Source organism: Chloroflexota bacterium, from assembly GCA_014360805.1.
GTDB lineage: Bacteria > Chloroflexota > Anaerolineae > DTLA01 > DTLA01 > DTLA01.
Map to the genome: position 1 here is coordinate 1 of JACIWU010000040.1, position 12,092 is coordinate 12,092.

The 12,092-nt window shown below is 66.3% G+C and carries 13 protein-coding genes; 6 read left to right on the forward strand and 7 right to left on the reverse strand.

Going from position 1 to position 12,092, the window contains the following annotated elements; all coding sequences use genetic code 11:
- The 5 genes from H5T65_08210 to H5T65_08230 form a co-directional block, all read left to right on the forward strand.
- Positions 1–855, forward strand: an 855-nt coding sequence (locus tag H5T65_08210; GenBank protein MBC7259218.1) for a hypothetical protein, incomplete at its 5' end; no start/stop codon positions are given.
- An 89-nt stretch (positions 856–944) separates the two neighbouring features.
- On the forward strand, positions 945–1,889 hold the full coding sequence (locus tag H5T65_08215; protein MBC7259219.1) for a hypothetical protein: 945 nt from the start codon (positions 945–947) through the stop codon (positions 1,887–1,889).
- Positions 1,890–1,902: 13 nt separating this feature from the next.
- Positions 1,903–3,303, forward strand: coding sequence for a hypothetical protein (locus tag H5T65_08220; GenBank protein ID MBC7259220.1), 1,401 nt, complete (start codon positions 1,903–1,905; stop codon positions 3,301–3,303).
- 42 nt (positions 3,304–3,345) lie between these two features.
- Positions 3,346–5,301: a hypothetical protein gene (locus H5T65_08225; GenBank protein ID MBC7259221.1), complete on the forward strand. Its 1,956-nt coding sequence runs from the start codon at positions 3,346–3,348 to the stop codon at positions 5,299–5,301.
- On the forward strand, positions 5,298–5,879 hold the full coding sequence (locus H5T65_08230; protein ID MBC7259222.1) for a hypothetical protein: 582 nt from the start codon (positions 5,298–5,300) through the stop codon (positions 5,877–5,879). The genes H5T65_08225 and H5T65_08230 overlap by 4 nt, the downstream gene beginning before the upstream one ends.
- 119 nt (positions 5,880–5,998) lie before the next feature.
- On the opposite strand, the gene H5T65_08235 is transcribed toward H5T65_08230, so the two are convergent.
- A complete protein-coding gene (locus tag H5T65_08235) occupies positions 5,999–6,316 on the reverse strand; it encodes a DUF3795 domain-containing protein (GenBank protein ID MBC7259223.1) in 318 nt (105 codons plus the stop codon).
- A gap of 114 nt (positions 6,317–6,430) precedes the next feature.
- On the opposite strand from H5T65_08235, the gene plsY reads away from it, so the two are divergent.
- A complete protein-coding gene (gene plsY / locus H5T65_08240) occupies positions 6,431–7,093 on the forward strand; it encodes a glycerol-3-phosphate 1-O-acyltransferase PlsY (GenBank protein ID MBC7259224.1) in 663 nt (220 codons plus the stop codon).
- Between the two features lie 25 nt (positions 7,094–7,118).
- Here the strand turns inward: plsY and H5T65_08245 are convergent, their stop codons facing one another.
- The 6 genes from H5T65_08245 to H5T65_08270 all read right to left on the reverse strand — a co-directional run bounded on the left by H5T65_08245 (position 7,119) and on the right by H5T65_08270 (position 11,863).
- Positions 7,119–7,979 (reverse strand): winged helix DNA-binding domain-containing protein, encoded by an 861-nt coding sequence (locus H5T65_08245; GenBank protein MBC7259225.1) that lies wholly within the window; start codon positions 7,977–7,979, stop codon positions 7,119–7,121.
- Between the two features lie 18 nt (positions 7,980–7,997).
- Entirely contained in the window at positions 7,998–9,137 is a 1,140-nt protein-coding gene (locus tag H5T65_08250) for a radical SAM protein (protein ID MBC7259226.1), read from the reverse strand.
- A gap of 100 nt (positions 9,138–9,237) precedes the next feature.
- Positions 9,238–10,155 carry a branched-chain amino acid transaminase gene (locus H5T65_08255; GenBank protein ID MBC7259227.1) on the reverse strand — a complete coding sequence of 306 codons (918 nt, stop codon included), beginning with the start codon at positions 10,153–10,155 and terminating at the stop codon, positions 9,238–9,240.
- 61 nt (positions 10,156–10,216) lie between these two features.
- Entirely contained in the window at positions 10,217–10,816 is a 600-nt protein-coding gene (locus H5T65_08260) for a GNAT family N-acetyltransferase (protein ID MBC7259228.1), read from the reverse strand.
- The gene (locus tag H5T65_08265) at positions 10,788–11,486 is read right to left on the reverse strand and encodes an HAD family phosphatase (GenBank protein ID MBC7259229.1); all 699 of its coding nucleotides are present in this window, start codon (positions 11,484–11,486) and stop codon (positions 10,788–10,790) included. The genes H5T65_08260 and H5T65_08265 overlap by 29 nt, the downstream gene beginning before the upstream one ends.
- A 35-nt stretch (positions 11,487–11,521) precedes the next feature.
- Positions 11,522–11,863, reverse strand: a complete 342-nt coding sequence (locus H5T65_08270) for a PAS domain-containing protein (protein ID MBC7259230.1) — start codon at positions 11,861–11,863, stop codon at positions 11,522–11,524.
- Positions 11,864–12,092 lie beyond the last annotated feature (229 nt).

Genomic DNA, 12,092 nt, shown 5'->3' on the forward strand with positions numbered 1-12,092 from the left:
CCGGATCCTGCGCAGGTGCGCGAGGGCGAGAACGTGGATGTGGACATCAAGGTGGACACGGCGAACCTTTACGGGGCGCAGTTCTCGCTGACGTTTGACCCCACGAAGTTGCAGGTGGTGAGCACGACGGATGAGGGCGCCGGGTACTTCAAGGGGTCGCAGGGGTGCAACACGACGTACGACAACGGCGCCGGGACGCTGACGTTCTACTGCTCGCGCGGGGGGTCGGACACGGCGGTGAGCGGGAGCGGCGTGAAGTTGCTGACGATCACGTTCCAGGCGCAGGAGATCAGCGGGACGAGCACGGACGCGACGATAGACCTGGACGCGAGCAAGGTGCGGTTGGGCGCGGTCGGTGGCGTGAACATCTACGTGGACTCAGTAACCGACGACACGCTGACCATCCTGGGCACGACGACGGTGAGCGGCTTGGTGGATTTGCAAGGGCGCGATAATGACTCCGGCGCCGTTGTGGATCCGGAGGCGGGCGTAACCTATGGCTACGATCCGTCGCCGGTTACCACAGGGCCGTGGGGCACCTACTCGTTCAGCAACATGACCGACGACACCTACACGTTCACGATTGAGATGGCGCGCTACCTGGACGCCAGCGCGGATGTCGTCGTCTCGGGCGATAACCTGACGCTGAACAAGGCCATCCTGTTGGGCGGCGACGTGAACGATAGTGATGAGATTGACATCACGGACTTGTCGTCCATTGGTGGCAAGTTCGGCGAGACTGTGGACCCGGCCACCACTGACGAGGACATCAACTACGATGGCCTGGTGGACATCTTGGACCTGGTGCTGGCGGCGGGCAACTACGGCCTGACCGAATCGCCATGGACGCCGTAGGTGCTGTGTGAACTCGGCGGGAGAGGCGGTGGGGAGACCGCCTCTCCCCGCGGTGTCTGGATTCTATGCATAGCGCGAGGGGGAATACCATGCAACGCACGATTGGCCGACTCTGGCTTGTGATGGTGCTGCTTGTGTCGCTGCTCGCGACGAGCGGCGCGATGGCGCAGACGGGCACGCGGGTTGTGCTGGCGCCGGCCTCGGCCCTGGTGGGCGAAGGCCAAACCGCTGCCGTGGAGGTGCGCGTGGAGAACGTGCAAGACCTCTACGGCCTGGACATCCGCATCGGTTTTGACCCCGCGGTGGTGGAGGTGGTGGACGCCGACGCGACGCAGGCGGGGGTGCAGGTGCGCCCGGGGGACCTGCTCAGCGTGGATTTCGTGATCCGCAACACGGCGGACAACGCCCAGGGCACCATCTGGTACGCCCTGACCCAACTGAACCCAAGCCAGCCCGTGAGCGGGAGCGGGGTGGCGTTCGTGATCGTGTTCAAGGGGAAGCAACGCGGCGCGACGAGCGCGCTCACCGTTACCTACCAGAAGATGGCCACCCGCACGGGCGAGGCGATCCCCGCCGACGTTGCGAACGGCGAGATTCAGGTGGTGGAGCCGTCGCAAGCGCCCGCCACGCCCACGCCGGCGCCACCTCCGCCGCAGCCCACGGTGCCCCTGCCCACACCGACGCCGGAGGCCACGCTGCCGGCACAGCCGACGCAGGCGAAGCCAACGGCCCAGCCCACGGCGGCGCCCACCCAGCCCGCGCCAACCGCGCGGCCATCGGATACGCCGATGCCGACTGCGCCCGCGCAGCCCACGCCGGCGCCCACGGCCACCGGCGCGCCGACGCTTGCGCCCACGGCAGCGCCGACCGCATACGCGGAGCCAACTGCCGCACAACCGACTGCAGACGCTTCGGGCGCAGGCTCGGGCGGCAGTTTGAACCTGGGGCTTGTCTTGGTGAGCATGGTCGGGGTCGTCATCCTGTTGGGCGGCGGGTGGGCCCTGTGGCAGCGACAGCGGAGGCGCGGCAACTAGCGAGGAGGAACTCGTGGGCGAGAGAGCACTTTCGCATGCGAGGCTGGCGTGGGCTCTGGCCCTCGTCGTAGCCGCAGCGCTGGCCGTTTTGGTGTGGGCGGGCCTGGGCGTCGGCGCTCAGGGGGGATTTGAGGTGTGGGTGTGCGTGCCGTCGCCGGCCGAAGTGCGGGCGGGCGGCGGCGAAATCACCGCCACGGTGGTGATCACCGCCGCGGAACTCTACGGCTACCAGTTCGTGCTGACCTTTGACCCGACGATGCTGGAGGCCGTGGATGCCGGGTTTGAGGCTGGCTTCCTCAACCCCGAATACACGCCGGTCGGGTGGTCGGGCACGATAGACAACGTCGCCGGCACCGTGCGCTTCGCCGCGACGCAACTGAAGCCCACGCCGCCCGCCGCGGGATCGGGCGCGGTCGCCTGGGTTCGGTTCCGGGCCAAGTCGCCGTCGCCAGTGCCGGTGCTCACGCAAATCGGCCTGGAAAACGTCAAACTGGCCACGGCCGATGGGGATCGGCTGGAGCCGGTTGCCCTGTCCCCGGCCCTTGTTACCATCGTGCCGTTCACCGCCATAGAAGTGCGCGTGCCGCCTCCGGGCGAGATCATGGAGTCGGACAGGGCGATCACGGCGACGCTGGTGCTCACCTGCGAGAATGTGTACGGATACCAATTCGCGGTAACCTTTGACCCGACGCTGCTGGAAGCGACCGCCGCGGGGTTTGACGACTCGTTTGTCCTGCCGGACTACTCGCCGCCGGGGTGGGCCGCCACGGTGGACAACGTCGCAGGGACGGTCCGATTCGCCGCCACGCAGTTCAAGCCGGCGCCGCCTGCGACCGGCGCGGGGGCCATCGGCTGGGTGCGTTTCGTCGCCAAAAGCCCACCCGTTTTGCCGATTACGGCCACGGTCGGAATCGCCGATCCGCGGCTGGGTTCTGCCGACGGCTTGCGGGTGACGCCCGATGTGATTTCCGGGTACATTCGCATCCTGCCCATGTCGGTCATCACGGGCCAGGTGGAGTTGCAAGGCCGGACGGACTGGAGTGGCGCGGTGGCTGCCGCCTGGCCGGCCGGGGTGATGACGACGACCGACACCAGCGGCTTCTACACGCTGACCGTGCCCACCGACACCTACACGGTAACCGTGGAGATGACCCGATACCTGGACGGCGAGCGGGTGGAAGCCCTCGTGCGGGGGGAAAACCCGCTACCACGGGTCAGACTACTAGGGGGAGACGCCAATGACGACGATGAGGTGGACATCGTGGACATGAGCATCATTGGCGGAAAGTACGATTTGACCGTAGATCCTCTGACCGAGCGCGCCGATATCAACGCCGATGGGGTGGTGGATATCGTGGACATGGTCCTGGCCGCGGGGAACTACACCCGCACAAGTCCTGTGCCCTGGCCATGAACCGATGCGCGACCGGCTGAAGAAAGCGAGGGGGCGTAATACATGAACAACAACCAAGCAGCGCTGACCAGACTACTGCGGACGTGCGTGCTTCCCGCACTGGCGGTGATGGCACTGCTTGCGGGGCAACTCTGGGCCATCCCGCCTGGACGGCACACTCTGGCGCACGACATGGAGGATTCGGCCCCGCCCAGGCCACACGAGGTCTTGCCCCAGGATGCTGCCGGCACGCTCCGAATCCTGCCCAACCCGGCCTATGTGGACGTGGGCGGGACGGTAACCGTGTACGTCTGGCTGGAGGATGCGGGGAACTACTACGGCCTGGACTTCCGCTTCAACTTTGAGAAGGCCAAAGTCAGCGTTCCAGCGAACAAGGCCACTCCGTTGTGGGAGGTCTTTGACGAGGCCAATCACTTTCTTATCAAGAACACGGTGGAGAGCGTGGATGCCACTTACAATCGGCTCTGGTACTCCGTGACGAACATCAACCCGGCCGAGCCGTTCACTGGGACGGGCCGCGTTTGCTCCATCACGTTCAGCGGGCTGGCGGAAGGCACAACGGCCCTGCATTTCACATACGCCAAGGGTTCCACACGGGACGGCGATGCCTTGTACCCGACCACGGTGGATGGGGCGATTACCGTGCGCGGCCCCACGGACACGCCGACGCCTACGCCGACGAACACACCCACGGCCACCTCTGCGCCGACGGACACGCCGACAGCGACGCCGACGGCCACCTCTGCGCCCACGAACACACCCACGGCGACGCCCACGGCCACCTCTGCGCCCACGAACACACCCACGGCGACGCCCACGGCCACCTCTGCGCCGACGAACACACCCACGGCGACGCCGACGGCCACGGGCACGGCGACGCGGACCCCGACGCCGACGGCCACACCCACGGCGACCACCACCGGCACGGCGACACGGACCCCGACGGCGACCAACACGCCGACGGCCACGCCCACCACCGGTCCAGGGCGCACATTCTCCGGCTACGTGTACGAGGGGTATCCCAGCGACCATTCCCACCCCCTCGCCGGCGCCGGAGTTACGCTGTGGGGCAGCAATGACTCCACGTCGCCCTACGGCACATGGCTCGGCTACGTGCAGACCGGGCCGTCCGGGTATTTCCGGATTACTGCACCTGGCTCTGCCGTGTACACGTATTACAACATCGTGGAGACGAACCCGGCCGGCTACTATTCCACTGGCGCGGTGGCAGGCGCGGGCGGGGTTGTGAGGACGGCGGACTGGATTCAGTACACAGGCATTCCCGCGGGCACATACAGCGGCAACGAGTTCTACGACAGGCCAATGCCCACATCCACGCCAACGCCCACGTCCACGCCTACCTTGACGCCTACGGCCACACCCACCGGCACTCCCACGCGCACGCCTACATCCACCCCGACGGTTTCGCCCTCGCCGACGCCGACGCCAACGCACACGAGCACGCCTACGCTTTCGCCCACGGTAACGCCGACGCCGACGCCCACCGGCACCCCGACCCGGACAGCCATGCCGACGATCACGCCGACTCCTTCGGGCGTGATTGACGGCATCGTGTGGGAAGATGAGAACCGCAACGGGGCGCTGAACTGGGGCGAGCCTGGCATCGGCAACGTTACGGTGGACCTGTATCGCGACGAGGACGGCGACGGACTCCTCTCGGCGGCCGACATCTACCTGGAGACCACGACCACAACGCGGGCAAGCGGGTTCTTCGCCTTCAGCAACCTGCGGCGTGGGCGCTACCTAGTTACGGTGAGCGACAGGAACCATGTCCTGGACGGCTACCGCCGCACCACGCCGTCTGACCCCATCCCGGTGGAGTTGACAAGCGATCGGGCGGGGGTTGCGGTGATGTTCGGCTACGCACGGGTGCCCAAGTACGCGATCTACATGCCGGTGATCATCGTGAACTGGCCACAGGGAGCGGCGGCCGACGGCGCGTCGGCGACCCACGCGCCAGGAGGGTACGCGCCATGAGCAGGCGACTGGTAGCGGTGCGGCGCGGGTACGTGGCCCTGGCCACTGCCCTCGCGCTCTGTGCAATCGCTCTGACCCTCGGCGCGTCGGATGCGACCGTGCAGGGCCAATCGCAGGCGGGCGCGGTCCGTATTCTGCCCCTGCCTGCCCATGTGGACACGGGCGGCGTCGTAACGGTGGACGTGTGGCTTGAAAACGGCGCCAACTACTACGGCCTGGACCTGCGGCTGCTCTTTGACACATCGCGCTTGCAGGCCGTGTCCGACAGAGTTACGCCGCTGTGGGAGGTCTTTGACGCGAACGATCACTTCGTCATCAAGAACCAGGTGAACAACGCCACGGGGGAGATTTGGTACGCGGTAACGAACACCAACCCCGCCGAACCCTTCACCGGCACGGGGCGCATCTGCTCCATTACATTCATCGGAGTGGAGCCTGGCGCGGCGGTGCTGGATCTCTACTACGTGCAGGGTTCCACTCGCGATGGAGACGCGCTGCTCCCCAGACAGGTGGATGGCGCCATCATCGTAGGGTCTGTCCATCGGGTGTACATGCCCGCTGTGATGGCAGGCCCGTAATCCTGTTGGAGGAGGTCCCAGGTTCTGCCTGGGATTCCCCCTCGCCCCCTGGCCCCTGCTCCCCCGGGGGCCAGGGCTCCACCCTGGGGCGGCCTACCATGCCAGGGCTGCCCCAGGCCTTATCTCCGCGAGGCCCGGCGTTTGCTCACTTCTTCCAGCCAGGCGTCGGTGCCGACCTCGGCGCGGCGGATCAAGGCGCGGTACCTACGGGCGCCTTCCAGCGGGCTGTCCAGGGCCAGGAATGTGTGGCAGGCGAAATCTGGGCACAGCCCGCAGTGCTCCAGCCCCCTGTCCACCGCGCAGCAGCGGAACACCGGACATTCCGCCCCGTGGGGAAGCCCCAACTGGTAGGCGCATCCCTTGCATCCGCTTTGGAGTTCGGGGCAGTCCCCGCAGTACTTGCCGCACACGGCGGCCCATTTCCGGTCGTCTCTCATGGCCTCATCCTCTTGGGCGTACATTATAGGCCGGCGCCGCGCTTTGCACAACCGCGCGGGCGCAACTTGCCGCCGCCCGTCGTGTTGTACAGAATGCGGAAAGGGGGAAGACGATTGGACTGGGTACTTGTCGTGGTTTCGGCAGTGGCAGGGTATCTGCTGGGATCTTTCCCCACCGGATACCTGATGGGCAAGGCGCACCGCGTGGACATCCGCCGGTTCGGGAGCGGGCGCACCGGCGGCACCAACGTGCTGCGCACGCTGGGCTGGCTTCCGGCTCTCATCACGGCCGCGGTGGATGTGCTGAAGGGCATGGCGGCGGTCTGGCTGGCGAGGGCGCTCGGCGCTCCCGCCGCGGGCCATGCGGCGGCGGCGCTGTTCGCCGTGCTGGGGCACAACTACACGTTCACGCTGAAGTTCAAAGGCGGCGCGGGCGTGGCTCCGATGGTGGGGGCCACCGCCCTCTTGTCGTTCCCCGTGGCGGCGGCGCTGTTGCCGGTGGGGGTTGCGGTGATGGCCGTGTCGCGCTACGCCTCGTTAGGCTCGCTCACCCTGTCGGCGTTGTTTCCGCTGGGGATGGCGATCCAGTGGGTCGGCCACAGGGTGCCCTTCGCCTACCTCGCCGGCTCGGTGGTGATGAGCGTGGTGGTCATCCTGGCCCACCGCCCGAACATCCGGCGGCTCGTCCAGGGGACAGAGCGCAAGATCGGCCAGAGGGTTGCCGTGAGCAACACGGACGAACGCCAAGCGCCGCCGGGCGCCACAGGTTCACGCTAGGGCATCCGTCCGCGCCGCGAACCTGTCATGGGAGGAGGCTCGCCAGGCCGACGAGATCGCCTTCGTCGCCGACGCGCACGTCGGTTCGCACGGCGCCCGATCGGGCCAGCCGCTCCAGGCTGCGCTCCAGCCGCCAGCGTTCCCATCCGAACAGCCGCTGGAGTTGCACGGGCGACGCCACCCGCACCGTGGCCAGGTAGCGGGTGAGGATGGCGTCGGCGGCCTGGTTCTCCGAGATAACACGGGACTGCGCCACTACGTCGGGGAACTGTCGGATGAACAGGTCGTAGACATAACAGTAGCCCCAGCGGTTGGCGTCCGAAATCCCCACCTTGACGATCTTGAACCCCATCTGCAATTCGGCGATGGCGCGGTCAAAGCGCGGGGCGCTGTCCTTGCCCGCCAGGCGGGCCTCCCTGCGTAGGTGGCTAGTCGGCAGCGCGCCATGCGCCAGCAGGGCCTCGTACACGCGCTTGGCCTCCTCGCTGAGCCTGCCTTCTTCGTACTCCTGCAGGTAGTCGTCCAACTCGCCGAAGTTCCCCGACAGCGCATAGAAGTGGGGGGCCATGTCCAGCGCGATGAAGACGGGCTTCTTGCGGAGGAACTTGCCGTAGAGGATCGCCTTGCGCGCGGGGAGGGTGTCCTTCCACTCCCAGGTCAAGCCCAACTCGTAATCGTTGTGGTGTTCGGGGATAGACCGCTCGCCCCCGCAGATGGCGGCCCACAGGCTCGGCAGTTCCATGTCGGGGGCTGTGAACAGCGCCGCGAGACCCACATCGTTCAGGAAGGCGAGGGCCTCGTCTTCCGTCCGCACGCGCAGGCGGGGCAGTCGCCGGTATTTCTCATCTCGCCAGGCTAGGAGTTCTTCGGGGCTGAGTTGCACCATAGTCTGCGTTCCGTGTCGCTAGGCGCGTTCCCACAGGGATAACTGGTAGGGCGGGCGCTTGCCGTCCAGCAGGACGTAGGGGGCAGCCCGGTCGGCGTCCGCGCCCAGTTGCTTCAGGTCGCGCAGCGTTCGGATGCGGCCCTGCCGTCGCGCCCGAATCACCTGGGCTGCCGTCTTGGGGCCGATGCCCGGCACGCGAAGCAACTGCGACAACTCGGCGCGGTTCACCTCCACCGGAAAGTGCTGGGGATGGCGCATCGCCCATGCGGCCTTCGGGTCGGTGGACAGCGCGAGAAAGCCGGCGCCGTCAAAGGGCAGTTCGTCCAGCGCGAACCCGTACTGGCGCAGCAGGAAGTCGCATTGGTACAGTCGGTGCTCGCGGAGCGGGGGCGTCGGCAGCAGTTCGGCCAGCGGCGTCCCTGGCTGGGGCTGGAACGCGCTGTAGTAAACGCGCGACAGGCCGAATTGTCGGTACAGATGGGCCGCGGTGCGGAGAATCTCCTCGTCGGATTCCTGCGCGGCGCCCACCACCAACTGGGTGGTCTGGCTCACGGCGCTCAACCCTTCGGCGCTCTGGCGAATCTCATGCACCCAGCGCATCATCTGGAGGAGACCGCCGAAGTAGTCCTTGTCGGGCGCGATGCGGCTCAACCGCTCTGGGTCCGGCGCTTCCAGGTTCACCGAGACGCGGTCGGCCAGGCGCATGGCCTGCTCCACGTGGGCGCGGCTGGAGCCGGGGAGTATCTTCAGGTGGATGTAGCCGCGGAAGCCCTGCTTTCGCCGCACCAGTTCGGCGGTGGCGAGCATGCGATCCATGGAGCGGATGGCAGACCCCGCCACGCCCGAACTGAGGAACAGCCCTTGCACGCGCCCTCGGAGCGCCAGTTCCTCAAAGGCGCGCGCCAGTTCGTCGGGCGAGAAGGCAATGCGGCGGACGTCGTTGCTGCGGCGGGTGGCGCAGTAGTAGCAGTCGTTCTCGCAGACATTGGTCTGCAGGACCTTGAGCAGGGCCACCTTCTTGCCGTCGGGCATCACGGCGGGGTAAATCCAGCGCCCGATGTCGTCCTTGCGGCGGCCCGCCTCCGTGCCACATGCGCCGCAGCACAGGTCGTATCGGGCCTCTTCGCCCAGGGCCGAGAGTTTCTCCAGCGTATCCATCTCCAGCCTCCGGAACGCCTCTGGAGATAGTATACGAACATTTGTGCTAGTTGTCAAATCGCGTTGGCCCCACCAGGCCAGGATCCGGCACGCCGCGCCGCTACCGGTACACGGGCGTGCACCAATGGCGATACTTGGCCACCTTGCCGCGCACGATGTCAAAGTACAGGTTGTATATCTTCTGGGTGATGGGGCCCATCTTGCCGTCGCCGATGACGCGATGGTCAATCTCCACGATAGGCTCAATCTGGACGCCGGTGCCGCAGAAGAACGCCTCGTCTACGGTGTACAGTTCACTGCGGTCCACGTGGCGTACCTCGGTTTCCAGGCCGAATTCGGCGCGGGCGATTTCCATCACCGTCTCGCGGGTGATGCCTTCTAGGATGTCGTCGGTAACCGGAGGGGTGATGAGTTTGCCGTTGCGCACCAGGAACAGGTTCTCGGCGCTGCCCTCCGAGACGTGCCCGTCGTGGGTCAGGACGATGGCTTCGTCGCAGCCGGCCATGGCCGCGGCGGTCTTGGACAGGGCCGAGTTGATGTAGGAGCCGGTGATCTTGGCGCGCGCCGGGATGGCGTTGTCGTCCACCCTGCGCCACGGGGAGATCATCACGCGCGCGCCGAGTTCGCCCTCAATGTACCGCCCGAACGGCACCGCGAACATGGCGAACTCGTCCGTCAGGTTGTGGAGCCGCACGCCGATGATCTCGTCGGCCTTGTAGGCAATGGGGCGAATGTAGCAATCCTCGCGATAGCCCTCGCGGCGTAGGAGTTCCACCAGCAAGTCGCTCAACTCTTCGGGTGAGTAGGGAAGGCGGATGTGCAGAATCTTGCACGAGCGATGCAGGCGCTGGAAATGCTCCAGCAGGCGGAATACGAACAGTTGGTTCTCGTCGGCGTTCCAGTAGGCGCGGATTCCCTCAAAGCAGCCGGTGCCGTAGTTGAAGGCGTGGGTCATGATGCTGACTTTGGCATTCTCAATCGGGACAAAGTTGCCTTTGAAGAACGCGTACTTGGGCATTGCCGCCTCCTTTTTCTTTTGTTTGGAACCCGATGTATGTTACCCCAGGCGTGGGCCTGGGTCAACTTCCGGTCGGCGCGCGGTGGTCTGCTCCTCCTACTTCGCTTCGCCCGGCCTGCACGCGCTTGGCCATGAGGATGTCAGGCTTGCCAGGGCCGTTGGCGTCGGGCACGACCCCTGCGATGACGAAGCCGACCTTCTGGTAGAACTCGTAGGGGTGGGCGCGCAGGTTGCGGATGCGGGCCAGATGCCCCAGCAGATCGTCGTACAAATCCACGCCCGCAAGACTCGTCATGCCGTCTTCGTCGTCGGTGCCGACCCACAGGGTCAGCGCCCCCCGTTCGGCGGCCAGCGCCTCCAGGTCGGCCAGCAGCGCCCGCCCGATTCCCCGCCTCTGGTGGTGCGGGTGCACGACGAGGGGATGCACCTCCCACACATTCCCGCCGTAGCCGGGAATCCCGCCGACCCAGCCCAGGATGATGCCGTTCTCCACGGCGATGCGGCTGACGCGGCCCTCGCCGAAGGATTCGCGCACTTCCCGCAGCGCGGATTTCATGTCCGGCCAGGCGGTGGGCCAGTGCTCGCGGAACGCGGCGACAAGCAGCGCCGCTGCCTGCCGAACGGCATCCCAATCATCCGGCCGCAGGTCTGTGATCTCCATCGGCGGACTCCTTCTGCAACAGGACAAGCAGGTAATCGCGCACTTCGGTCAACGACGGGAAGACGCGGTGCGCCAGCGCCACGGTTTCGGCCAAGGGCGGCTTCAGGTCGGGGATGAGGATGGGAACCATGCCGGCAGCATGCGCCGCGCGGATGCCCGCGTCGGAATCCTCCAGCACGATGCAGGCGCGGGCGGGCACCCCAAGGCGCTCCGCGGCCAGCAGGAAGACATCGGGCGCGGGCTTGCCGGCGGGCACCTCATCGCCGCACACGAGGACGTCAAACCGCCCCAAGAGGTGGGTCAACTGCAACTTCTGGATAACGAGGGGGCGATGGGTGGAACTGGCGACGGCCTTGCGGATGCCGCGCTCGTCCAGGAAGTCCAGCAGCGCGTGCAGGCCGGGCTTGGTGGGAATCCCGCTGCGCAGCATGGCCTCTTCCAGGTACTGTTGCTTGCGCGCGTAGGCTTCGTCAACGGGCAGCGCCGGCCCGTAGGCGCGGGCCAGAATGGCTTTGGTGTCGGCCTGTTCACGGCCGATGAGTTGGAAGTACAGGCCATCGGGCAGCGCCAGCCCCCAGTCGCCCAGGGCGCGCCGCCACGCCTCCCGCGCCATGCGCTCCGAATCCAGCATCAGCCCGTCCATGTCAAAAATCACGGCCGCGCAGATCACGCCCTCCTCCGATGCCTGCTCCAGCGCCCCACGCGTTAGCCTCGCACGAAGTGGGGCATCGTCGCGGGGATTTCCAGCGAGAGTTCCACAAACCCGCGGTATTCGCCGTCCTGGTACCAGGGGGCCTGGTAGATGAGTTTGTGAATGCCCTTTTTCTCAATGGTGTACACGTTGGGGGTGCCCGATTCCAGCAGGCTGCGCAGTTTGCTGCGGGCAGGCTCCGGATGGCAGTCCAGGACGTTATGGCCGATGAGGGCGCGCCCGCCGTCGGCTGCGAAGACCTGGGCGGCCCGGTCGTTCATGTCCAGGATGGTGCCATCCCTGTCGCAGACAGTGATGGCCCCAGGGAACTCCTTGATCCAGTCGGGTAGCGGCATGGCATCCTCCGAGTGTGGCATCTTGGTAAACCCTCGTGCATCCGCTTTGTTGCGCGGCTTCTGCATGTTATCACACGGGCTGCCGATGGGACAAATCCCTACGCCGCCATCCACGAATAACAAGAATCCACACGAACGCAGAATAGGTGTGGACATGTAGGGCGGCTTCCCATAGCCGCCGGGGGCTACGCTTCGTTCCCCATTCGCGTGGATTGGCGTTATTCGCGGT